At 68.7% G+C, this 21,161-nt stretch carries 23 protein-coding genes; 11 read left to right on the top strand and 12 right to left on the bottom strand.

Annotated features, from left to right (window positions below; all coding sequences use genetic code 11):
* Positions 1-49 precede the first annotated feature (49 nt).
* A complete protein-coding gene (locus tag O5I81_RS21250; protein WP_271066861.1) occupies positions 50-1,717 on the top strand; it encodes an MFS transporter in 1,668 nt (555 codons plus the stop codon).
* Here the strand turns inward: O5I81_RS21250 and modB are convergent.
* From modB to O5I81_RS21230, 4 genes are read right to left on the bottom strand one after another with little or no spacing between them, the layout of a single operon-like run.
* Positions 1,714-2,406 carry a molybdate ABC transporter permease subunit gene (gene modB, locus O5I81_RS21245; protein ID WP_271066860.1) on the bottom strand — a complete coding sequence of 231 codons (693 nt, stop codon included), beginning with the start codon at positions 2,404-2,406 and terminating at the stop codon, positions 1,714-1,716. The two genes, O5I81_RS21250 and modB, sit on opposite strands and share 4 nt — an antisense overlap.
* Positions 2,406-3,299 (bottom strand): NAD(P)-dependent oxidoreductase, encoded by an 894-nt coding sequence (locus O5I81_RS21240; protein WP_271066859.1) that lies wholly within the window; start codon positions 3,297-3,299, stop codon positions 2,406-2,408. Before O5I81_RS21240 ends, modB begins: the two co-directional genes overlap by 1 nt.
* A complete protein-coding gene (locus O5I81_RS21235; protein ID WP_271066858.1) occupies positions 3,299-3,706 on the bottom strand; it encodes an MliC family protein in 408 nt (135 codons plus the stop codon). Before O5I81_RS21235 ends, O5I81_RS21240 begins: the two co-directional genes overlap by 1 nt.
* A complete protein-coding gene (locus O5I81_RS21230; protein ID WP_271066857.1) occupies positions 3,703-4,056 on the bottom strand; it encodes a c-type cytochrome in 354 nt (117 codons plus the stop codon). The genes O5I81_RS21235 and O5I81_RS21230 overlap by 4 nt, the downstream gene beginning before the upstream one ends.
* Positions 4,057-4,533: 477 nt before the next feature.
* Here O5I81_RS21230 and O5I81_RS21225 point away from each other — a divergent pair, with 477 nt between their 5' ends.
* Positions 4,534-5,061, top strand: a complete 528-nt coding sequence (locus O5I81_RS21225) for a DUF2975 domain-containing protein (protein ID WP_271066856.1) — start codon at positions 4,534-4,536, stop codon at positions 5,059-5,061.
* Positions 5,062-5,068: 7 nt separating this feature from the next.
* Positions 5,069-5,305: a helix-turn-helix transcriptional regulator gene (locus O5I81_RS21220; RefSeq protein WP_271066855.1), complete on the top strand. Its 237-nt coding sequence runs from the start codon at positions 5,069-5,071 to the stop codon at positions 5,303-5,305.
* A 199-nt stretch (positions 5,306-5,504) separates the two neighbouring features.
* On the opposite strand, the gene rph is transcribed toward O5I81_RS21220, so the two are convergent.
* Positions 5,505-6,221 carry a ribonuclease PH gene (gene rph / locus O5I81_RS21215; protein ID WP_271066854.1) on the bottom strand — a complete coding sequence of 239 codons (717 nt, stop codon included), beginning with the start codon at positions 6,219-6,221 and terminating at the stop codon, positions 5,505-5,507.
* Between the two features lie 98 nt (positions 6,222-6,319).
* On the opposite strand from rph, the gene hrcA reads away from it, so the two are divergent.
* The 4 genes from hrcA (at position 6,320) to O5I81_RS21195 (ending at position 10,067) form a co-directional block, all read left to right on the top strand.
* Complete coding sequence (hrcA, locus tag O5I81_RS21210) at positions 6,320-7,390, top strand: heat-inducible transcriptional repressor HrcA (RefSeq protein ID WP_271066853.1); 1,071 nt, start codon at positions 6,320-6,322, stop codon at positions 7,388-7,390.
* Positions 7,391-7,397: 7 nt separating this feature from the next.
* The gene (gene grpE / locus O5I81_RS21205; protein WP_271066852.1) at positions 7,398-8,021 is read left to right on the top strand and encodes a nucleotide exchange factor GrpE; all 624 of its coding nucleotides are present in this window, start codon (positions 7,398-7,400) and stop codon (positions 8,019-8,021) included.
* A 347-nt stretch (positions 8,022-8,368) separates the two neighbouring features.
* A complete protein-coding gene (gene dnaN / locus O5I81_RS21200; protein WP_271066851.1) occupies positions 8,369-9,490 on the top strand; it encodes a DNA polymerase III subunit beta in 1,122 nt (373 codons plus the stop codon).
* 235 nt (positions 9,491-9,725) lie between these two features.
* The gene (locus tag O5I81_RS21195) at positions 9,726-10,067 is read left to right on the top strand and encodes a glycoside hydrolase family 43 C-terminal domain-containing protein (protein ID WP_271066850.1); all 342 of its coding nucleotides are present in this window, start codon (positions 9,726-9,728) and stop codon (positions 10,065-10,067) included.
* 48 nt (positions 10,068-10,115) lie between these two features.
* Here O5I81_RS21195 and O5I81_RS21190 read toward each other — a convergent pair whose 3' ends face one another.
* Positions 10,116-11,045 (bottom strand): IS3 family transposase, encoded by a 930-nt coding sequence (locus tag O5I81_RS21190; protein WP_271066849.1) that lies wholly within the window; start codon positions 11,043-11,045, stop codon positions 10,116-10,118.
* Complete coding sequence (locus O5I81_RS21185; RefSeq protein ID WP_271066848.1) at positions 11,042-11,392, bottom strand: transposase; 351 nt, start codon at positions 11,390-11,392, stop codon at positions 11,042-11,044. Before O5I81_RS21185 ends, O5I81_RS21190 begins: the two co-directional genes overlap by 4 nt.
* Before the next feature lie 167 nt (positions 11,393-11,559).
* Between O5I81_RS21185 and recF the strand changes: the two genes are divergently transcribed.
* The 3 genes from recF (at position 11,560) to O5I81_RS21170 (ending at position 15,400) form a co-directional block, all read left to right on the top strand.
* Positions 11,560-12,708: a DNA replication/repair protein RecF gene (gene recF, locus O5I81_RS21180; RefSeq protein WP_271066847.1), complete on the top strand. Its 1,149-nt coding sequence runs from the start codon at positions 11,560-11,562 to the stop codon at positions 12,706-12,708.
* The gene (gyrB, locus tag O5I81_RS21175) at positions 12,709-15,180 is read left to right on the top strand and encodes a DNA topoisomerase (ATP-hydrolyzing) subunit B (protein ID WP_271066846.1); all 2,472 of its coding nucleotides are present in this window, start codon (positions 12,709-12,711) and stop codon (positions 15,178-15,180) included.
* A gap of 67 nt (positions 15,181-15,247) precedes the next feature.
* Positions 15,248-15,400, top strand: coding sequence for a hypothetical protein (locus O5I81_RS21170; RefSeq protein ID WP_271066845.1), 153 nt, complete (start codon positions 15,248-15,250; stop codon positions 15,398-15,400).
* Between the two features lie 4 nt (positions 15,401-15,404).
* On the opposite strand, the gene recQ is transcribed toward O5I81_RS21170, so the two are convergent.
* Complete coding sequence (gene recQ, locus O5I81_RS21165; RefSeq protein WP_271069072.1) at positions 15,405-17,240, bottom strand: DNA helicase RecQ; 1,836 nt, start codon at positions 17,238-17,240, stop codon at positions 15,405-15,407.
* A 140-nt stretch (positions 17,241-17,380) separates the two neighbouring features.
* On the opposite strand from recQ, the gene O5I81_RS21160 reads away from it, so the two are divergent.
* Positions 17,381-17,866 carry a DUF2244 domain-containing protein gene (locus tag O5I81_RS21160; protein WP_271066844.1) on the top strand — a complete coding sequence of 162 codons (486 nt, stop codon included), beginning with the start codon at positions 17,381-17,383 and terminating at the stop codon, positions 17,864-17,866.
* A gap of 10 nt (positions 17,867-17,876) precedes the next feature.
* On the opposite strand, the gene O5I81_RS21155 is transcribed toward O5I81_RS21160, so the two are convergent.
* The 4 genes from O5I81_RS21155 to O5I81_RS21140 are packed head-to-tail and all read right to left on the bottom strand — an operon-like array spanning position 17,877 to position 21,110.
* Positions 17,877-18,281, bottom strand: a complete 405-nt coding sequence (locus O5I81_RS21155; RefSeq protein WP_271066843.1) for a hypothetical protein — start codon at positions 18,279-18,281, stop codon at positions 17,877-17,879.
* Between the two features lie 42 nt (positions 18,282-18,323).
* Positions 18,324-19,628 (bottom strand): ATP-dependent protease ATPase subunit HslU, encoded by a 1,305-nt coding sequence (hslU, locus tag O5I81_RS21150; RefSeq protein WP_271066842.1) that lies wholly within the window; start codon positions 19,626-19,628, stop codon positions 18,324-18,326.
* A gap of 59 nt (positions 19,629-19,687) precedes the next feature.
* Positions 19,688-20,563, bottom strand: a complete 876-nt coding sequence (locus tag O5I81_RS21145) for a DUF4440 domain-containing protein (RefSeq protein WP_271066841.1) — start codon at positions 20,561-20,563, stop codon at positions 19,688-19,690.
* A 58-nt stretch (positions 20,564-20,621) separates the two neighbouring features.
* The gene (locus O5I81_RS21140; protein WP_271066840.1) at positions 20,622-21,110 is read right to left on the bottom strand and encodes an SRPBCC family protein; all 489 of its coding nucleotides are present in this window, start codon (positions 21,108-21,110) and stop codon (positions 20,622-20,624) included.
* Positions 21,111-21,161: the final 51 nt, after the last annotated feature.

The following is a 21,161-nucleotide window of genomic DNA, read 5'->3' as shown; positions in this document are numbered from 1 at the left end:
GTTGCAGTGCTAGACCTCCTCCCTTGATGACCCTCGGGGGAGGATGTGAATGACCGACCGGACCGCTGAAACGACGCCCGGGGCGCCGGAAGAAACCACGTCCATGACCACCGTCGTGGCCGCCAGCGCGGCGGGCACGGCGTTCGAGTGGTACGACTTCTTCATCTTCGGCAGCATGGCCGGGATCATCTCCAAGGTCTTCTTCACCGGCCTGAACGAGACCGCCGCCCTGATCGCGGCGCTGGCCCTGTTCGGCACCGGCTTCGCCTTCCGGCCGCTGGGGGCCCTGATCTTCGGGCGGATGGGCGACAAGGTCGGGCGCAAGGCGGCCTTCCTGGTGACCGTGACCATGATGGGCGGCGCCACCTTCGCCATCGGCCTGTTGCCGACCTACGAGGGGGCCGGGATCATCGCCCCCATCCTGCTGATCATCCTGCGCATCCTGCAGGGCACGGCGCTCGGCGGCGAGTACGGCGGGGCGGCGATCTATGTCGCCGAGCATGCCCCGGCCAGCAAGCGCGGGCAGATGACCGGCTGGATCCAGTCGTCGGCGGCGCTCGGCCTGATCGGCGCCCTCGGCGTCATCCTCGCCACCCGCACCCTGATCGGCGAGACGGCCTTCGGCGAGTGGGGTTGGCGCATTCCCTTCCTGCTGTCGGCGGGCCTGCTGGCCATCTCCATCTTCATGCGCATGAAGCTGTCCGAGAGCCCCAGCTTCCAGAAGCTGAAGGACGCCGGCGAGCAGTCGCAGCATCCCTTCCGCGAGAGCTTCGGCCAGTGGAAGAACCTCAAGCTGGTGCTGATCGCCCTGATGGCCATCATGCTGGCCCAGGGCGCGGTCTGGTACTGCGCCTTCTTCTACACCCCGGTCTTCCTCGAGAAGTTCCTCAAGGTGCCGGCCCCGATGGTCAACCAGCTGATGATGGTGGTCACCCTGGCCTCGGCCCCGATGTACGTCTTCTTCGGCTGGCTGTCGGACCGGTATGGCCGCAAGTGGGTGATGTGGTTCGGCATGGTCCTGGCCCTGCTGGCCTTCCTGCCCGGCTTCCACATGATGGCCCAGTTCGCCAATCCGGGCCTGGCCGAAGCGGCCCGCAAGACGCCGGTGGTGGTCATCGCCGACCCGGCCGCCTGCTCGCTGCAGTTCGATCCGGTCGGCAAGACCGCCTTCGTCACCAGCTGCGACATCGCCAAGAGCTTCCTGGCCAACAACGGCGTCTCCTATGACAACGAGGCGGCCCCGGCCGGCTCCCTGGCGCGGGTCAAGATCGGCGCGACCGAGGTGGTTTCGGTGGAGGGCGGCGGCCTCGACAAGGCCCAGCTGAAGACGGTCAAGGCCGGGGTCGAGGGCCAGATCAAGGCCGCCCTGTCGGAGGCCGGTTACCCGCTGAAGGCCGATCCGGCGCGGATCAACTTCTGGGGCCTGTTCGGCGTCCTGCTGGTCTTCACCATCGCCGCCACGGCCCTGTACGGCCCGCAGGCCTCGGCCCTGGTCGAGATGTTCCCGACCCGGGTGCGCTACACGGCCCTGTCGCTGCCCTATCACGTCGGCACCGGCTGGGTCGGCGGCTTCGTCCCCTTCAGCGCCTTCGCCATCGTCGCGGCGACGGGGAACATCTATGCGGGCCTGGCCTATCCGATCTTCTTCACCGGCATCAGCGTGCTGTCGACGCTGCTGTTCCTGAAGGAGACGAAGGGGCGGTCGCTGGACTTCTAGGCGCCGCCGGCCCGTTTCAGCGCCCACCGGGTCAGCGCGTCCGCGCCGATCACCGCCGTCACCGCGATCAGCGCCGCCACCAGGCAGAGCGCTGCGGCCCGCTGTTCGGCGCCGGGGGTCTGGATGGCCTGGTAGATGGCCGAGGGCAGGGTCAGGCTGACGCCCGGAATGGCGGCGGCGAAGGTGATGGTGGCCCCGAACTCGCCAAGCGCCTTGGCGAATCCCAGCACGGCCCCGGCGGCGATCCCGGGCAGGGCCAGGGGCAGGGTCAGCCGGGTCAGCCGCGCCCAGGTTCCGGCCCCCAGGGTGCGGGCGGCCTGGTCGACCTGGGGGTCGATGGCCTCGATGGACAGGCGGATGGGCCGGACCATCAGCGGAAAGGCCATGACGGCGGCGGCCAGGGCGGCGCCGGTCCAGTCGAAAGCCAGCACGATGCCGAGCTTGGACAGCGGCGCGCCGAGCAGGCCCTGGCGGCCGAGCAGCAGCAGCAGCGCATAGCCCGTCGCCACCGGCGGCAGCACCAGCGGCAGATGGACCAGGGCGTCGAGCAGGCCCCGGCCCCAGAACCGGCCCCGGGCCAGGGCCCAGGCGACGGCGAAGGCCAGCGGCAGGGCGAAGAGGGTGGCGACGGCCGCCACCCGCAGCGACAGCAGGACGATCTCCAGATCCTGCGCGGTGAGACCCAGCATCAGGTTCCGGGGGCCGCCAGCATCACCTCGACGATGACATCCTCGGCGGCCAGGGCCCGCAGGGTCGAGACCTCCGGGGCGCGGGTGATGATGCGCACCACCTGGCGGCCGGCGCGGACCAGGGCGGCCAGGGATTTCGGATCGCACTGATCGGGGGTCAGGCGGCCGGCGTCGCGGCGCGCCAGGGCGAGCACGGAAGGATCGGCGTCTTCATCCGCGCAGATGACGTCGGCCTCGGCCAGGGCCCGGGAGGCCCGCAGGGTGAGCAGGTCGCCGGGGCCGCGGCCGGCCACGAAGGTCAGTCGCCCGATCGGCCCATCGCCCCGGCCGATGTGGGCCCGCAGCAGGGCCTCGGCGCGCGGCATGTCGCCGGCCATGGCCGCGTTGGCCGCCTCGCCCGACAGGACCGAGCGCAGGAAGGCGCGGCGGGCGACGAGGTCGGGATAGGCGGCGCGCACCTCGCTCTGCATCTTGCGCAGCAGAACGGCCACCCGGCCGGCGCCGGGCGGCACCCGGGCCTCCAGGTCGTTGCGCAGCAGGCTGGCCAGCATGGGCGCCGCGCCGGTGGTGCCGACGGCGGCGACCACGGCGCCCCGGTCGATGACGGCGGGGGTGTTGAAGTCGCAGAGCTCGGGCCGGTCGACGACATTGACCAGACAACCAGCGGCCCGGGCCGCGCCCGCCGCCGCCTGTATGAACAGGTCATCGCCGGTGATGAAGGCCAGCAGGGCGCCGCCGTAGGCCCCGACCAGGAAGGCCTGGCTGCCGTCCAGCCGCACGATCTGGGCCGGGCTGCCCTCGAACAGCCGCGCCTTGGCCTCGGCCGCCTCGCCGGTTCCGGCGATGACGATGCGGCGGCCCTCGAGGGGGAAGAAGGCGGGGAAGGCGTCCATCAGTCGGTCCGGCAGCCCGTATAGGGTCCGCCCGGGAAGCCTTCGAGCATGGCCTCATCGCCCCTGCCCCAGATCTGGAACGGGCCTTCGCCATAGCGGGCGCCGGAGGCGGCGGGCCGGGCCGCGAGAAGCTGGCTGGTCCCGCCGGCCGTCACCTTGACCCGGTCGCCGGGCAGGCCCCAGGCGGCGGTGAAGCGTTTGCCGCCGGCGCAGCGGTAGACCAGGCTGTCGGCGTTGGTGCCCGGCGCGGCCAGGGCCGACTTGGCGGCCGGCGGCAGGGCCGGCCTGGAGGCCGTGGTCGGCGCCGAGGCCGGCGGGATGGGGCGGCTCGCGCGCGGGCCGTCCGTGCTGGCGCAGGCGGCCAGCAGCAGCGGTCCGATCAGCAGGGCGGCCAGTCTCGGGGTCATTTCTGGGTCTTCAGATAGGCGACGATGGCGGCCCGCGCCTTGGGATCGGCGACCTTGTTGAACATCTTGGTGCCCGGCGCGAAGGTCGCCGGGCCGGCCAGATAGGCGTCCAGCTGGCCATCGGTCCAGGTTCCGCCCTTGGCGCTCAGAGCCTTGGAGTAGGCGTAGCCCGGCGCGCCGGCGATCTTGCGGCCCGCCACGCCCTTGAGGCTCGGTCCGGCCGGACTGTTGGCGGCGGTCAGGGTGTGGCAGCTCTTGCACTGGGCGTTGAACAGGGCGGCGCCGTCCTGGGCCGAAGCGGCGCCGGCAAGGGCGGTCAGGACGATGGAGGCGGTCAGCAGAACGCGCATGGGAGTCTCCAGCAAGGTCGGCCCCTCCTACTTGGAGGAAGTAGACGCCCGCCACAACCTCCCTCCCCGTGAAGGGGAGGAACCGCGCGGAGGCATGAACGGGCGGTAACTATGTTACATGAGTTTAATATCGTTAAACGATATGTAATTTGATCGAAAAGCGATGCGGTCCTACACCCTCACTCATGGAACGGCGCTTCCGCCGCTCCCCACAAACCAAAGAGGGACTGTTCAAATGGCTTTCGGAAAAATGACTTCCATCGTGGATCGCGTCGCGGTCGCCCTGGTCTATACCGCCGTCGTGCTGGTGATGCCGCTGGCCGCTTACACCTTCGTCGCCCAATCCTTGTAGTCGGCGGCCCTTCCTTGAGGCCCGTCGCCGAGGCATGCTCGCCGACCGATCCGGATGCGATCGGAATCGGCGGGCTGCAGGCCCGGCCGGGTACGGATTTACGACTGCTCAGGGATGTCACGCTGATGCGAACATTGGGACCCGGCTCGGTATCGAGCCTGCTCAAGATCATTCTGGACGTGACCTGGTATGTGCTCTGGGCGGTGATCGGCGGCTTTGCCGTGGCCGGTATCGCCATCCTGCTGCTCAGCTTCAACACCGACATCATCGACCAGATAGACCTGCCCGCGCTCGGCGACCTGAGCCAGAGGGCGCCCGTCCTGGCCGCCGGCCTGTTCGCCGGATCGCTCTATTTCACCGGCATCAACCTCATCGTCGGCAACCTGCGCCGCATCGGCCAGACGCTCACCTCCGGCGACCCCTTCCATCCCGACAACATCGGCCGCCTGCGCCTGATCGGACTGATCCTGGCGGGGCTGGAGCTCGGCAAGTGGATCTTCTGGGGCGCGGTCGCCCTGCTGGCCCCCGAGGTCGACCGGGACAACGGCGGCTGGAGCCTGACCACCTGGTTTTCCGTCATGGTCGTCTTTGTGCTGGCCGAGGTGTTCCGCGAGGGCGCCCGCCTGCGCGGCGAAGCCGAACTGACGATCTGAGGCTCACATGGCTATTCACGTCCGCCTCGACCGCGTGCTGCTCGAACGCCGCATGTCGCTCACCGAACTGGCCGACCGCGTCGGCGTCACCATCGCCAACCTGTCGATCCTGAAGACCGGCAAGGCTCGGGCGATCCGGTTCTCGACCCTCGATGCGCTGTGCCGCGAGCTGGGCTGCCAGCCGGGGGATATCCTGAGCTTCGAGCCGGGGCCGAGCGACTGGGGGGATGACGAGCTGGAGTAGGGGGCCTCCGCTCCCCGGCGCCCCCAAACGTCGTCATCCTCGGGCTTGTCCCGAGGACCCATTGTTCAGCCGCCGCGAACGGCCGTGAGTTGCTTTGACATCAGCCCCATCCCCGTACCGCTAACGCCACGCGGACGAATGGGTCCTCGGGACGAGCCCGAGGATGACGACGGTGGTGGTGGCGGCGGTGGGGTGTCGGCTACAGCCCGCAGGCCGCCCGCTGCATGGCGAACAGCTCGCCGATGCCCTTCTCCGCCAGGCCGTACAGGCTCTCGAATTCCGCCCGGGTAAAACCCCGCTTCTCGCCGGTCGCCTGGATTTCGACGATGTCGCCGGCCCCGGTCAGGACGAAGTTGCAGTCGGCCTCGGCCGCCGAGTCCTCCTCGTAGTCGAGGTCGAGGACGGGGGTGTTCTCGAACACGCCGCAGGACACCGCCGCCACCTGGTCGATGATGGGGTCGGTGGTCAGGACGCCTTCGTCGAGCAGGTATTTGGTGGCCAGCCGCAGGGCCACCCAGGCGCCGGTGATCGAGGCCGTGCGGGTGCCGCCGTCGGCCTGGATGACGTCGCAGTCGAGGACGATCTGGCGCTCGCCCAGGGCCTTCATGTCGACCACGGCGCGCAGGGAGCGGCCGATCAGCCGCTGGATTTCCTGGGTGCGGCCCGACTGCTTGCCGGCGGCGGCCTCGCGGCGGCCGCGGGTGTGGGTGGCGCGCGGCAGCATGCCGTACTCGGCCGTGACCCAGCCGGCCCCCTTGCCGCGCATCCAGCCGGGGACGCCGGTCTCGATGCTGGCGGTGACCAGAACCTTGGTGTGGCCGGCCGTGATCAGACAGCTGCCCTCGGCATAGCGGTTGACGGCGGTCTCCAGGGTGATCTGGCGAAGCTGGTCGGGGACGCGGTTCGAGGGGCGCATATCGGTCCTGCAATAACGGAGGGCGCGGCTTGCGCGCCGAAGGTGGCCGCTTATCCTGTATGCGGCGGTCGGCGTCCACCGGCCCTATATGGAAAGCCATGAACCCCCTGATCCCCGGTATAGGTCAAACCCCCAGCCTGTCGGACCTCGACGGCCGGGCTCGCGACATCTTCCGGCGGATCGTCGAGAGCTATCTGGAAACCGGCGAACCGGTCGGATCGCGGACGATCTCCAAGGGCGGGGTGCATCTGTCGCCGGCCTCGATCCGCAACACCATGCAGGACCTGGGGGCGCTGGGTCTGCTCAACGCGCCGCACATCAGCGCCGGCCGGATGCCGACGCACGCGGGCCTGCGGCTGTTCGTCGATGGCCTGCTGGAGGTCGGGGATGTCGGCGAGGCCGAGCGCAACGCCATCGAGGGCCGTCTGAAATCCAAGGGCGGCTCGATGGAGGAGGCCCTGCAGGAAGCCAGTGCCATCCTCTCGGGGCTGGCCGGCGGCGCGGGGGTGGTGGTGACCCCGGCCCGCGAGGCCGGGGTGAAGCATGTGGAATTCGTGGCGCTCGGCCCCGACCGGGCCCTGGTGGTCATCGTGCTGGAGGACGGGGCGGTCGAGAACCGCATCATGCGCCTGCCGCCGGGGATTACGCCGTCGGCCCTGACCGAGGCGTCGAACTTCCTGGCCTCGCGGCTGCAGGGACGGACGCTTGGCGAGGCGCGGGGCGAGATGCGGGGCGAGCTGGACCTTGCCCGCCAGGAACTGGATTCGGTGGCCTCCCGCCTGGTCGCCGACGGCCTGGCCGCCTGGGGCGGCGGGGCGGAGGACGCCCGGGCCCTGATCGTGCGCGGTCAGGCCAACCTGATCGACGCAGGCGCGGCCGAGGATCTGGAGCGTATCCGCCGCCTGTTCGAGGACCTGGAACAGAAGGAACAGCTGATCGGCCTGCTCGACGGGGTCAAGGAAGCCGAGGGGGTGCGCATCTTCATCGGCGCCGAAACGCGGCTTTTCTCACTTTCGGGTTCCGCTGTGATCGCGGCTCCCTATATGTCGGGCCGACAGAAGGTGCTGGGCGCGATCGGCGTGATCGGTCCGGCGAGATTGAACTATGCCCGCGTCATCCCGTTGGTGGACTATACCGCCAGGGTGCTGGGCCAGATGATGGACGGATGAGACTGGTATGACCGACGAGACGACCCCCAACGAGATTCAGGAAGACGACACCATCGACTTCGGCGCGACCGACAGCGAAGTCGAAGCCCTGAAGGCCGAGGTCGCCGCCTTGAAGGACCAGGCGCTGCGCTACGCCGCCGACGCGGAGAACACCAAGCGCCGGGCCGAGCGCGAGGTGAACGACGCCCGCGCCTACGCCATCACCAAGTTCGCCCGCGACCTGCTGGAAGCCGCCGACAACCTCGGCCAGGCCACGGCCCACGCGCCGAAGGATGTTTCGGACCAGGCGGTGAAGAACTTCGTGGTCGGCATCGAGATGACCCAGAAGAAGCTTCTGGAAGCTTTCGAACGCAATGGCCTCAAGAAGGTCGATCCGGCGGCCGGCGAGAAGTTCGACCCCAATCTGCACCAGGCGATGATGGAGCAGATGTCGGACGAGGTCGGGGCCGGGGCGGTGATCAAGACGCTGCAGCCGGGCTATTCGTTGTTCGGGCGGCTGGTTCGCCCGGCCATGGTGGTGGTCGCCGCCAAGGGCTCGGGCGTTGGCGCCCCGGAACAGACGGCGGGCACGCCCAATCCCTATTCGAGCACCGGCGAAGTGTCGGGCGAGGCAATCGACACGAAGGCCTAGGGCGCACGCCCGTCGTTCTCTTCCCCTGTCATCCTTCGGTCGCGCGCAGCGCGATCCGGAGGACCCACCGTGGGGGCGGGACCGCCTGGAGGCCGCCGCGGTCCACCGATGCCTGCGCGTGACGACAGACTCCAGGAGCCTGGCGGACGGGTGGGTCCTTCGGTCCCCCGGCCTTCGCCGGGGGACCGAAGGATGACAGAGGTGAGGTCCGCGCGAAATCTCGCCGCACAGGTGTGGGTAAGCGGTCCTGCCCCTTCCGTCCCGCGCCGTTTCCGTTAATGTCGGCGGTCACCTTTCTTTGCGGGTCGGGGGCGTAAATCCGATTCGCCCGTGACGCCGGACAAGACATGAAGCTGACCATCGAGCGGGCCGCGCTGCTGAAGGCCCTGGGCCACGTTCAGAGCGTCGTCGAGCGCCGCAACACGATCCCGATCCTGTCGAACGTGCTGCTGTCGGCCGACCGCGAGCAGGTCAGCTTCTCGGCCACCGATCTCGACATGGAAATCGTCGATGAAGGCGCGGCCCATGTCGATGTGCCCGGCCAGATCACCGCGCCGGCCCATACCCTTTACGAGATCGTCCGCAAGCTGCCGGACGGCGCTGACGTGTCGCTGACCTATTCGGGCGAGGACCCGCGCCTGCTGATCAGCGCCGGCCGTTCGAAGTTCAACCTGCCGGTGCTGCCGGCCGGCGACTTCCCGGTGATGAGCGCCGATGGCCTGTCGGCCCATATCCAGGTCGACGCCAATGACCTGATCCGGCTGATCGACAAGACCCGCTTCGCCATCTCGACCGAAGAGACCCGCTATTACCTGAACGGCCTCTACGTCCATACGGTGATGGACGGCGGCGAGGCCAAGCTGCGGGCCGTCGCCACCGACGGCCACCGCCTGGCCCTGGCCGAAATGCCGGCCCCGGAGGGTTCGGCCGGCCAGCCGGGCGTGATCATCCCGCGCAAGACCATCAACGAGGCCCGTCGCCTGCTGGAAGACGCCGGCGAGAACGTCGGCTTCCAGGTCAGCGCCCAGAAGGTGCGGTTCGAGTTCGCCGGGGCCTCGGCCCTGACCAGCAAGGTCATCGACGGCAGCTTCCCCGACTACATGCGGGTCATTCCGCGCGACAACCAGAAGATCATGACGGTGGACGCCGAGCTGTTCGCCAAGGCCGTTGACCGGGTGGCGACCATCTCGGCCGAGAAGAGCCGCTCGGTGAAGCTTGCCATCGAGACGGGTCGCATGACCCTGACCGTGCGCAACATGGAAGCCGGCCAGGGCGTCGAGGAGCTGGAGATCGACTACGACGGCGAGCCCTTCGAGATCGGCTTCAACGCCCGCTACCTGCTGGACGTCGCCGGCCAGATCAACGGCGAGATCGCCGAGTTCCGGTTTGCCGACCCGGCTTCGCCGACGCTGGTGCTGGACCCGACCGACCCGGGCGTGAAGTATGTCCTGATGCCGCTGCGGGTGTAGATTTCGCTCTCCGCCCCCGCGAGGGGGCGGAGGACGGTTCGGAGCGTGAGCGACGGACCAGGAGGCGGGGCAGCGCCGGCGGTCGGGGATTGGCGGTCCACCGACGGTGGGGGACCCCCTCGGTTTGGCTCGCTTGCAGCGCTCGCCAAAACCACTCCCCCATCTGCGATGGGGGAGAGCGATCTTGCCACATCGCGCCTTTGTTCTAGCTCCTGTGTCCAGTCGGGAGCTGCCCATGATCGCCGTTGTCCTCGCCCTCGCCCTTTCCGCCGAGCCCTCCCTGGCTGGCGATTGGACCGTCGATCTCTCGGTGAAGCCGGACGAGCCCTATACCAAGCCCATGACCCTCACCCTCAACGCCGACGGCACGGTCAGTGGCAGCTTCTACGAGAGCGAGATCCAGGCCGGGCGGTGGAAGACCTCGCGCGGCCGCACCTGCGCCAGCTTCCGGACCACTGACGGCGCGGGGCCCTACCACACCTCTGTCTGCCTGATCGGAAACGAGGCGGTCGGCCAGACCTGGGCCGAGCATCGCAATTTCCTGTTCAACTGGAACGCCATTCGCACCCCGAGGTGACTGTCTCGCGCAGCGTGTGGACTGCACCCCGTACGTGAGACGGCGTTATTAGGTGACAGCGGTTGCTGCGATGGCACCGTTGGGACGCGCTAGCGCGTCCCAACGGTGGGTTTGCTGTTCGAACTCCACTGGGGAGAGATAGTCCAGGGCCGAGTGGAGTCGGGTGGTGTTGTAGACCTCCTCGATAAAGCTGCCGATCCGGCTCCTGGCGTCGGTCAGGTCGAGATAGGTTGAGCCGTTCACCTCCTCGGTCTTGAGGGTCTTCATGAAGCTCTCGGCCTTGGCGTTGTCATAAGGACAGCCGCCCCGGCTCATGGAGGCCAGGACGGTGGTCTCTTCCAGACGCCGGGCGTAGTCGCCGCAGGCATACTGCACACCCCGGTCAGAGTGATGGACGAGGCTCCCCGGCGGGGGGCGGCGGTCGGCCAGGGCCATGTCTAGCGCCGCCAGGGGCAGGCTGGCGCCCAGGTGATCGGCCAGGGCCCAGCCGACCACCTTGCGGCTGAAGGCGTCCAGAACCACCGCCAGATAGACGAAGGCCCGCTCCAGCCTGATGTAGGTAATGTCGGCGACCCACAGCCGGTCCGGCGCCAGCGGGATCATCCGACGGGCCAGGTTCGGATACACCTTCCAGCCATGATCCGACTGGGTGGTGGCCGGAACATAGGCCTTCCTCCTGAGGCACAGAAGGTTGTCCTGCCGCGTCAAGCGCAGCACCCGCTTGGCGTTGACCCACAAGCCCTCGCGCCGCAGCAGGACCGCGATCCGCCTGTAGCCATAGTGGCGGTTCGCCAGCGCCAGATGCTGGATGCGATCCCGCAGCGCCATCTCCTCGCATTCCGGCTCGGCCTGGCTCCAGTGCCGGTAATAGCTCGCCCGGCTTACCCCAGACGCCGCGCAAAGCTGTCCGATCCACCCCTCGCCCTGCGGTCCGGCCGTCGCCCGGATCTGGGCGAAGACCCCGTCACGCCAGCTCATTCGCTCGGCTGCCGTGACGCCTTGATGCGCCGCAAGGCTCCTTGAAAAAAATCCAGCTCCACCGCCTGGCGGCCAACCTTGCGCTCAAGCTCGGCAATCTTCCTTCGCGCCTGCTCCAACTCGCTACGGCCGTCACCAGCCTTGGCCAACGCCTCCACCTTCGTCGGCCGTCCACGCCGCCGTCCAAGCGTCCCGGCACGCTCCGCGTCCCGCCACTTGTAGATCAGCTGCCGGGCAACCCCCAGCGAAGCAGCCAGCACCGACGCCCGCTCTCCCGCCGCCAGCCTCTCAAGTGTCTTCAACTTCAAGTCTCGGCTGAACCGCCGTGGTGCAGATTGCTCGGTCATCAGTTCCCTTCCTTCGAGAACTGTCACCCAATTTCACTGTCTCAATCTAGGGGTCCACTCCACGTGACTGTCACCGTTCAGCGCTGACGGTGACAGTCATCCGGCTGCGCCGGAGGACAGTCACCGCGAACTGTCCTAAAGACGGGCGGTAATTTTACCGGACCGCCTTGCCCACTTCCGCGCTCACCTCCCTGACCCTGACCAACTTCCGCTCCTACGAGCACGGAAGCCTGGAGCCGCATGGGCGGAGCGTCTGGCTGGCCGGGCCGAACGGGGCGGGGAAGACCAATCTGCTGGAGGCCATCTCGCTGCTGTCGCCGGGCCGGGGGCTGCGCGGGGCGGGCCTGGCCGAGGTCGGCCGGCGGATGCCGGGCGAGGCGGTGGGACGCCCCTGGGCGGTCGCCGCGCGGGTGTCCGACGGCGAGGACGAGGTGCAGCTGGGCACCGGCACCGACACCGCCGGCTCCTCGCGGCGTCTGACGCGGGTCGAGGGGACCAGCGTGCCCCCTGGCCGGCTGACCGACCATATCCGGCCCGTCTGGCTGACCCCGGCCCAGGACCGCCTGTTCCTCGAGGCGGCCGGTGATCGCCGCCGCTTCTTCGACCGGCTGGTGTTCGCCGCCGAGCCGCTGCACGCGGCTCACGCCTCGGCCTACGACAAGGCTCTGCGCGAGCGCATGCGGCTGCTGACCGACGAGAGCGCCGCGCCCGATCCGCTGTGGCTGACGGCGCTGGAGGCCCGCATGGCCGAGCATGGCGCGGCCCTCAGCGTCGCCCGCGCCCGCACCCTCGCGGCCTTGCAGGCGGAGATCGATTCCCGCACTGATCGGCCCTTCCCGAGGGCCCGGCTGTCCCTCACCGGGGAGTGGGAGACCCTGGCCGGCCAGGGGCTGGACGAGGCGCAGATTTCAGCGCGATTGACCCCCGCCCTGGCGGCCTCACGGCCCCGCGACGCCTCGGCCGGACGCGGTCTGACCGGCCCGCATCGGGGCGACCTGAGCGTCGTTCACGCCGAAAAGGACCGCCCCGCCGCCGAATGCTCCACCGGCGAGCAGAAAGCCTTGATTCTGAACCTGGTTCTGGCCCAGGCGGCGCGACTTTCTGCTGCAATTTCCGGCCCGAATCCTGTACTGTTGCTGGACGAAGTCGCCGCCCACCTGGACCCGTTTCGACGGGCCGCCCTGGCGGACGAAATCGCGGCGCTGGGTCTGCAGGTGTTTCTCACCGGAACGGACGCTTCGCTGTTCGACCCCTTCAAAGGTCGGGCCCTGGGACTCCGCGTGGAGCCGACCGGCCTGACCGTTCTGGACGACTGAATGACCGACGAAACGACTGGCGATGTCCCGGAGATCAACCCGGACAAGACCCCCCTTGCCCAGCAGACCGCCGAAGAGGGCGCGGCCGCCTACGGCTCCGATTCCATCAAGGTTCTCAAAGGGTTGGACGCGGTGCGCAAGCGCCCCGGCATGTACATCGGCGACACCGATGACGGTTCGGGCCTGCACCACATGGTCTATGAAGTCGTCGACAACGCCATCGACGAGGCCCTGGCCGGCTGGGCGACCCGCGTCGAGGTGATCCTCAACGCCGACGGCTCGGCGACGGTCAGCGACGACGGCCGCGGCATTCCCACCGACATCCACGAGGGTGAAGGCGTCTCGGCCGCCGAGGTCATCATGACCCAGCTGCACGCCGGCGGGAAATTCGACCAGAACAGCTACAAGGTCTCCGGCGGCCTGCACGGCGTCGGCGTTTCCGTCGTCAACGCCCTGTCGGACTATCTGCTGCTGAAGATTCACCGCAACGGCAAGCAGCACGAGATGCGCTTCGAGCGCGGCGATGCGGTGACCTCGCTGGCCATCACCGGCGATTCCCCCAAGCGCGAGAACGGCGAGCCGCTGACCGGCACCATCGTCACCTTCTTCCCGTCGCTGGAAACCTTCAGCCACATCAATTTCGACCGCAAGACGCTGGAACACCGGCTGCGCGAGCTGGCCTTCCTCAACAGCGGGGTGACCATCTATTTCCGCGACCTGCGCGACGCCGAACCCTACGAAGAGATCATGCACTACGAGGGCGGCATCGAGGCCTTCGTGCGCCATCTCGATAAGGCCAAGACGGCACTGGTCAAGACGCCGATGGTCATCCGTGGCCAGCGCGAGAAGGTCCAGGTCGACCTCGCCCTTTGGTGGAACGACAGCTACCACGAGACCATGCTGTGCTTCACCAACAACATCCCGCAGCGGGATGGGGGCACCCACCTGGCCGCCTTCCGCGCGGCCCTGACCCGCGTTGTCGGCAACTACATCGAGAGCTCCGGCATGGCCAAGAAGGAGAAGGTCTCGGTGACGGGCGAGGACGCCCGCGAAGGCCTGACCTGCGTGCTGTCGGTCAAGGTGCCGGACCCCAAGTTCAGCTCGCAGACCAAGGACAAGCTGGTGTCGTCCGAGGTTCGCCCGGCCGTCGAGGGCCTGGTGCAGGAGGGGCTGGCCACCTGGTTCGAGGAGCATCCGGTCGAGGCCAGGATCCTGGTCGGCAAGGTGGTAGAGGCGGCCGCCGCCCGTGAAGCGGCCCGCAAGGCCCGCGAACTGACCCGGCGCAAGAGCGCGCTCGACATCACCAACCTGCCCGGCAAGCTGGCCGACTGTCAGGAACGCGATCCGGCCAAGTCCGAACTGTTCCTGGTCGAGGGCGACAGCGCCGGCGGCTCGGCCAAACAGGCCCGCAACCGCGAGAACCAGGCGGTGCTGCCGCTGCGGGGCAAGATCCTCAATGTCGAGCGTGCGCGGTTCGACCGCATGCTGGGCTCCGACCAGGTCGGCACCCTGATCACGGCGCTGGGCGCCGGCATCGGCCGCGACGACTTCAACATCGAGAAGATGCGCTACCACCGCATCGTCATCATGACCGACGCCGACGTCGACGGCGCCCACATCCGCACCCTGCTGCTGACCTTCTTCTACCGGCAGATGCCGGAGGTGATCGAGCGCGGCTACCTCTACATCGCCCAGCCGCCGCTCTACAAAGCGTCGAAGGGGCGGTCGTCGCGGTACCTGAAGGACGACGCGGAGATGGAAATCTTCCTCATCGACGAGGGCGTCGACGGGGCCGAACTGGATCTCGCCAACGGCGAGCGGATGACCGGCGCCGACCTTCTGGCCCTGGTGCAGACCGCGCGCGGGGCCCGCGCCAATATCGAACGCCTGTCGGCCCGCGCCCCGGCCTTTGCCATCGAACAGGCGGCCCTGTCCGGCCTGTTCGCCGAGGACACCGATGTGGCCAAGGCCGCCGCCCGCCTCGACCTCTATGCCGAGGAAGGCGATGGTCCCTGGACCGGCGAGCCGGCCGTCGGCGGCGGCTACAGCTTCACCCGCATCAAGCGCGGCGTCTCGGAAAAGGTCGTGCTGGACGACCAGACCCTGCACGCCGCCGACGCCCGCCGCCTGGCCGAACGGGCCGTTGCCCTGGCCGAGACCTTCTCCGCCCCGGCCACCTTCCGCCGCAAGGACAAGAGCCAGACGGTGCGCGGTCCGCTCGACCTGATGAACGCGGTCATGGAGGCCGGCCGTCGCGGCCTGACCATCCAGCGCTACAAGGGCCTGGGCGAAATGAACCCCGAACAGCTGTGGGAGACCACGCTGGACTCGGAAGCCCGCACCCTGCTGCAGGTCAAGGTCAACCACGCCGACGACGCCGACGACATGTTCAGCCGGTTGATGGGGGATCTGGTCGAACCCCGGCGGGAGTTCATCCAGGCGAACGCGCTGGACGCCGAGGTGGACGTTTAGGGTCGCTATGCCGTCCGTCTTCCTCCTCTGGCACAATGGATCGACGGAGGCTGAGCCGGAGTCGCTCTTGATCGGTGTCTACGCCAGCCGGGACAAGGCTCTGCTGGCCCAGGCGCGGTCCACCGACCTGCCGGGCTTCCGCGACTGGCCGGACGGCTTCCTGATCGAAGAGTACGAACTCGACCAGGACCACTGGACCGAAGGCTTCGTGACGGAGTGAGCGCCTACCCGGCGCGCACCACGGCCAAGACCGCGTCGCCATAGCGCTCCAGCTTGCCCTCGCCGACCCCGCTGACGGCGGCCAGGGCCGGCAGGCTGGACGGTTTGCGCATGGCGATTTCAGCAAGCGTCGCATCATGGAAGATCACATAGGGCGGCACATGCTGCCTCTGTGCCTCATCGCGGCGCCAGGCGCGCAGGGCTTCGAACAGCGGCTGGTCGCCCGCCGTCAACGTCGCCAGCGCATTCTTCCCCCCCTTGCTCGCCCGCGTCTTCCCGGCCGCCGCCGCCCGGGTCGAGTCCTTGCGGATCAGCACCGTGCGTTCGGACTTCCACACCCCTCGAACGCCGTCGATGTCGCCCAGACCGATCAACGGCCGCCCGTCATTGGGGTCTTCCTTCAGCAGCCCCTCGAACAGCAGCTGGTCGATCAGGTCCCGCCAGGCGTGTTGGCTCAGCTCCGTCCCGATCCCCCAGGTCGACAGCCCGGCCTCGAAATCCGAGACATCCTTGGTCTTGCCGAGCAGGTGGTCGACCAGCCGGCCGCGCCCAAACCGGCCGCCCAGTCTATGCGTCGCCGCCAGCGCCTTCGACGCCGACTGGGTGACGTCGATACTCTCCGGCGGCGCCAGGCACAGGTCGCACTGTCCGCAGCGCTCGACCTTCTCCTCGCCGAAATAGCGCCGCACCGCCGCCGCCCGGCAGGCCGTGCCCTCCATCATGCCGTAGAACTGGCGGATCTTGCGGGCCTGGACCTGCTTGACCTCGGCGGCCATGTCGCGGCTTTCCAGCCGACGGAAGGCCCAGGCCATGTCGGCGCTGGAGTAGAGGGTGATGCCGTCGGCGGGCTGACCGTCGCGGCCGGCCCGGCCGATCTCCTGCCAGTAGGCCTCGATGCTGGCCGGCGGGTCGGCGTGGATGACATAGCGGACGTCGGGCTTGTCGACGCCCATGCCGAAGGCGATGGTCGCCACCATCACCGCCGCGTCGGCCTCGAGGAACTGCTCCAGCCGCCGGCCGCGCAGATCCTTCTCGAGGCCCGCGTGATAGGCCAGGGCCGGCGCCCCGGCCTCGCGCAGCTTGCCGGCCAGTTCATCGGCGCCGTCGCGGCTGCCGACATAGACCACGCCCGACTTGCCCGGCCGCTGGGCGACCAGTTCCAGGACCCGCTTGTGGCCCGACCCGATCTTGCGCTCGGCGTTCAGCGACAGTTCCGGCCGCGCGAAGCTGTCGACGAACTCGGCGGCGTCCTGCAGGCTGAGCTGATTGCGGATGTCCTCGCGCGTACGGGCGTCGGCGGTGGCGGTGACCGCCATGCGCGGCACGCCGGGGAAGCGTTCCGCCAGCCGCCCCAGCAGCCGGTAGTCCGGGCGGAAGTCATGGCCCCACTGGCTGACGCAGTGGGCTTCGTCGATGGCGATCAGGGACAGCGGCAGGCGGGCCAGGCGCTCCAGCATGTTGCCGGACGAGAGGCCTTCGGGCGAGATGTAGAGCAGGTCCAGCTCTCCGCGCTCGATGCTCTCCCAGATCTCCTGACGCTCGAACGGCGCGATGTTGGAATCGAGCCGCGCCGCCGCCACGCCGGACTGGCGCAGGCTCGCCACCTGGTCGCTCATCAGGGCGATCAGCGGCGAGATGACCAGGCCCAGGCCCGGCCGGATCATCGCCGGGATCTGATAGCAGACGCTCTTGCCGCCGCCGGTCGGCAGCACGGCGACGACGTTGCGGCCGGCCAGCACCTCCTCGATGACGTCGGCCTGAAGCCCCCTGAACTCGGCATGGCCAAAGACCCGGCGCAGGGTCTCGCGGGCGGTGTCGAGGGTCGGAGAATCGGTCACCAGCGCCTTATGCCATGCGCTGGCGGAAGCGGGAGCGGAAAGGGCGAGGCTGGGCGGCATGACGCGGGGCCGAAGGGGGACGCCGAACGGTGTTCCATATTTGTTTCCTGCGCAAGAGGCCGCCTCGGGCCTATACTGCCGCCATGGCCGCCGCCCTCTACATGGACGCCGTGATCGCCCCCAACCGCTCGATGGGCGGGCTGGGGTTCAAGGTGGTGCTCGGCGCCCTGGCCGGGATGGCGGCCGTGGTCAGCGTCTTCTTCTTCCTCATCGGGGCCTGGCCGGCGCCGCTGTTCCTCGGCCTCGACGTGGTGTTGGTCTACCTCGCGCTGAAAGCCAGCTTCCGCGCCCTGAACCGCCGCGAACGCCTGCGGGTCAGCGCCGAGACCGTCGAGGTCATCGAGGAGACAGAAGGGCGGAGCCGCACCGTCTGGACCTCACCCACCGCCTTCACCAACGTCGATCTCGAAGCCCTCGGTGAGCATGAGATGCGGGTCCGCCTGCGCCTCTCGGGCCGCCGCCACAGCGTCGGCAAGGCCCTCAGCCCGCCCGAGCGCGAGGCCCTGGGGCAGGCCCTGCGCGAGGCGATCCGGCAGGCGCGGGCGGAGCGGTTCGCGGAGCTGGCCTGACCGCCTGGTGTCACCAGATTTCGAGCGTCGGAGAAAAAACGCCGGACTTGGTCGAATGCCGCGCGACATAGCGGATCCGGATCGGAACGAAGCTTTTCCCACGATAGGAGGGTTCGACCTCCAACTGGTCGATGAGGTCGTCTTCTAGATAACGAGTCAGGGTTCCGATGATCAAGGCTTGAGCCTGACCCGTGCCGGCAGGAACCCAGGCGCGATTCTCCGGGCGATCCTCGCCGCCGAGTTCCGGCGGGAAGAGAAAAATGGTTTCCAGCCGGCCCTGCTTGACCAGGTTCTCAGCCAGACTTCGGGTTGTAACGGTCGAATAGTCCACGGCTGTCTCCGCTTGAGCAGTCCTGCCGACGGTCGCGCCGAACAAACCGGCCAAGGCGAAGCGATGAAATGTCCGACGGTCCATCGTGCTTTTTTCCGGCACCGTCCCCGGTCTGGCAACCCAACTCTACAAAATAAACCGTCTCAGATCGGTGTCCGCCGCCAGCGCCCCGACCCGTTCCTGCACATAGGCCCCATCGACGGTCACCGCCCGGTCCGAGGTGTCGCCGGCCGTGAAGCTGATCTCCTCGACCACCTTCTCCATCACCGTCTGCAGGCGGCGGGCGCCGATGTTCTCGACGCTGCCGTTCACCGCCACGGCCGCGTCGGCGATGGCGTCGATCGCGTCCTCGGTGAAGGTCAGGGTGACGCCTTCGGTGGCGATCAGCGCCTGTTGCTGGACCACCAGATTGGCCTCCGGCTCGGTCAGGATGCGGCGCATGTCATCGCGGCTAAGCGCCTTCAGCTCCACCCGAATGGGAAGTCGCCCCTGAAGTTCGGGCAGCAGGTCCGAAGGCTTGGCGACATGGAAGGCGCCCGAGGCGATGAACAGGATGTGGTCGGTCTTCACCGGCCCATGCTTGGTCGAGACCGTCGTGCCCTCGATCAGCGGCAGCAGGTCGCGCTGCACCCCTTCGCGGGACACATCGGCCCCGGCCCGGTCCTGGCGGCTCGCCACCTTGTCGATTTCGTCGAGGAAGACGATGCCGCTGTTCTCGGCCAGTTCCAGGGCCTCCTGGGTCAGGGCCTCCTGGTCGAGCAGCTTGTCGCTTTCCTCGGCCAGCAGCGGCGCATAGGCGCCGGCCACCGTCGTCTTGTGGGTGCGGGTGCGGCCGCCCATGGCCTTGCCGAACATCTCGCCGAGATTGAGCATGCCGACCGAGCCGCCGGGCATGCCGGGGATGTCCATGCCCTGGAAGGGGCTGGCGGTGTCGGCCAGCTGCAGCTCGACTTCCTTGTCGTTCAGCTCGCCGTCACGCAGCTTCTTGCGAAAGCTTTCGCGGGCCGCCGTGCTGCCGGGTCCGGTCAGGGCGTCGAGGATGCGCTCCTCGGCGGCGGCTTCGGCCTTGGCCTTGACGGCGGCGCGGCGCTTGTCGCGGACCATGGCGATGGCCGATTCCACGAGGTCGCGGATGATCTGGTCGACGTCGCGGCCGACATAGCCGACCTCGGTGAACTTGGTCGCCTCGACTTTCAGGAACGGCGCCTGCGCCAGCTTCGCGAGCCGACGGGCGATCTCGGTCTTGCCCACCCCCGTCGGGCCGATCATCAGGATGTTCTTGGGCGTGATCTCGTCGCGCAGGGCGTCCGGCGTGCGCCGGCGGCGCCAGCGGTTGCGCAGGGCGATGGCGACGGCCCGCTTGGCCTCGGCATGGCCGACGACGAAGCGGTCCAGTTCGGAAACGATCTCGCGGGGCGAAAACTCGGTCACGGGGGCTCAGGACTCCGGATGGACGTGATCACCGCAGATAGGCGTCGCGGGACGAAGTTTCACCCCTTCTTGCGCGGCTGGGCCGGGACGATCTGGTCGAAGACCAGCTTCCAGGTGTCGCTCCGGTACTGCCAGACCCGCACATAGTGGCCGTGGAAGCTCTGGCCGGCGATCGACCAGTCGGCCTCGCCATAGGTCCAGGCCATGTCCCCGTCGGACGAGGCGCCGCCGCCCAGGGCCGAGAAGGCGATCGTCTTGCCACGACCCGCCAGCTCGAGGCGGAAGCTGCTGCAGCCCTGGGCCGGGGGCGCGGGCGAACCCTGCACCCGTGCTTCGCAGACCAGCACGGCGGTGAAGGCGGCGGTGACATCCTGCGCGGCGGCGGCGTTGAGGGCCGCGTCGGCGGCCTGGGCCGAGGCGAAGGCGGTCGCCTCGTCTCCGGCCGAGGATTTGGAGACCATCAGGTAGCCCGGGGTGCTGTCCGGCCCGGGGGCGTTCTTGGAACTGCTTCTCGGCCCGCCGTCGTAGACCCACTTCCAGGCGCCGTCGGCCTGCTTCTTCCAGAGGGTGAAGTAGTGACCGCCGCGATTGCCGTCGACCGCGTAGGGACCGGTGGTGAAGCCCAGATCGCCGCTGGCCGCAATCCCCGCCCAGACCGGCCACCATTCCAGCTTCGGGCCGCCGTCGGGCTGGGCGCTGATCGCCTCGCGGGCGTTCCTCGGCTCGGGCTGGAAGACGATGGCGTCGTCGGCCATGTTCTTCAGGAAGCTCTGCTTGATGCCCATGGCCAGGCCATCGGCGGCGAAGGCCCGCTCGGCGGCAACCACGGGGGCGGGGGTCAACGGAGCCGGCGTCGGGGCTGGCTTCTTCGCGGCGGCGGCCGGCAAGGTGAGGCCGAGCGCGAGGCCGGCGGCAAGGAGGAGAGGACGCATCATGATCATGCGGTCATCCTACACCGTCGATTCCGCCTTTTCATGGGCCTTGGCCGCGCGTTTACAACCCGAAGCGCTTCGGATCGGCCTTGATCAGCGCCTCCAGCTTCGGCATTCCCGCCTTCAGGCCGCCGGCCAGCTGTCGGCCGATCAGCCAGCCGAGGATCAGCGGCGCGCTGACCCGGCCCGCCCACTGCAGCTCGCAGCCGCCGGGAACCTCGACCACGCGATAGTCCTCGACCCCCGCCGAAACCGGCAGGCTGGAGGCGGCGAAATAGAAGGCCATGCGCCGGCCCTCCTCCCAGGCGAAGAAGACCTCATCGATCTCCATCTCGCCGACGCTGACGGTGCGGGTCGTGCCGACGGCGAAGGGCTTGGGGCTGGTCCAGGTCACGCCGGTCAGCGGCAGCCATTCGGTCCAGGCCTTGCCGTCCAGCAGGGCGGCCCAGACGGCGGCGGCCGGCAGGTCGAACCGGTGGCTGACCCGGTGTTTGGAAGCGGCCAGATAGTCTTCGCCGACTTTCGTGTGGGTCTTCTTCGCGCGGGCCATGGTGTCCCTCCTGCCGTATCGTTGCGGGCAGATTGACGCGCGCGACGTGGC

Source organism: Caulobacter sp. NIBR1757 (assembly GCF_027912495.1).
Classification (GTDB): Bacteria; Pseudomonadota; Alphaproteobacteria; order Caulobacterales; family Caulobacteraceae; genus Caulobacter.
This window is presented reverse-complemented; position numbering and strand designations above follow the sequence as displayed.

Bases quoted from the DNA above. Each gene is read 5' to 3' on its own strand.
- O5I81_RS21230 (WP_271066857.1), bottom strand. From the start codon at position 4,056: ATGCGCGTTCTGCTGACCGCCTCCATCGTCCTGACCGCCCTTGCCGGC.
- modB (WP_271066860.1), bottom strand. From the start codon at position 2,406: ATGCTGGGTCTCACCGCGCAGGATCTGGAGATCGTCCTGCTGTCGCTG.
- grpE (WP_271066852.1), top strand. From the start codon at position 7,398: ATGACCGACGAGACGACCCCCAACGAGATTCAGGAAGACGACACCATC.
- O5I81_RS21250 (WP_271066861.1), top strand. From the start codon at position 50: ATGACCGACCGGACCGCTGAAACGACGCCCGGGGCGCCGGAAGAAACC.
- O5I81_RS21145 (WP_271066841.1), bottom strand. From the start codon at position 20,563: ATGATGCGTCCTCTCCTCCTTGCCGCCGGCCTCGCGCTCGGCCTCACC.
- O5I81_RS21160 (WP_271066844.1), top strand. From the start codon at position 17,381: ATGGCCGCCGCCCTCTACATGGACGCCGTGATCGCCCCCAACCGCTCG.
- O5I81_RS21220 (WP_271066855.1), top strand. From the start codon at position 5,069: ATGGCTATTCACGTCCGCCTCGACCGCGTGCTGCTCGAACGCCGCATG.
- O5I81_RS21190 (WP_271066849.1), bottom strand. From the start codon at position 11,045: ATGAGCTGGCGTGACGGGGTCTTCGCCCAGATCCGGGCGACGGCCGGA.
- O5I81_RS21185 (WP_271066848.1), bottom strand. From the start codon at position 11,392: ATGACCGAGCAATCTGCACCACGGCGGTTCAGCCGAGACTTGAAGTTG.
- hrcA (WP_271066853.1), top strand. From the start codon at position 6,320: ATGAACCCCCTGATCCCCGGTATAGGTCAAACCCCCAGCCTGTCGGAC.
- O5I81_RS21155 (WP_271066843.1), bottom strand. From the start codon at position 18,281: ATGGACCGTCGGACATTTCATCGCTTCGCCTTGGCCGGTTTGTTCGGC.
- O5I81_RS21195 (WP_271066850.1), top strand. From the start codon at position 9,726: ATGATCGCCGTTGTCCTCGCCCTCGCCCTTTCCGCCGAGCCCTCCCTG.
- gyrB (WP_271066846.1), top strand. From the start codon at position 12,709: ATGACCGACGAAACGACTGGCGATGTCCCGGAGATCAACCCGGACAAG.
- O5I81_RS21240 (WP_271066859.1), bottom strand. From the start codon at position 3,299: ATGGACGCCTTCCCCGCCTTCTTCCCCCTCGAGGGCCGCCGCATCGTC.
- O5I81_RS21235 (WP_271066858.1), bottom strand. From the start codon at position 3,706: ATGACCCCGAGACTGGCCGCCCTGCTGATCGGACCGCTGCTGCTGGCC.
- dnaN (WP_271066851.1), top strand. From the start codon at position 8,369: ATGAAGCTGACCATCGAGCGGGCCGCGCTGCTGAAGGCCCTGGGCCAC.
- rph (WP_271066854.1), bottom strand. From the start codon at position 6,221: ATGCGCCCCTCGAACCGCGTCCCCGACCAGCTTCGCCAGATCACCCTG.
- O5I81_RS21225 (WP_271066856.1), top strand. From the start codon at position 4,534: ATGCGAACATTGGGACCCGGCTCGGTATCGAGCCTGCTCAAGATCATT.
- O5I81_RS21140 (WP_271066840.1), bottom strand. From the start codon at position 21,110: ATGGCCCGCGCGAAGAAGACCCACACGAAAGTCGGCGAAGACTATCTG.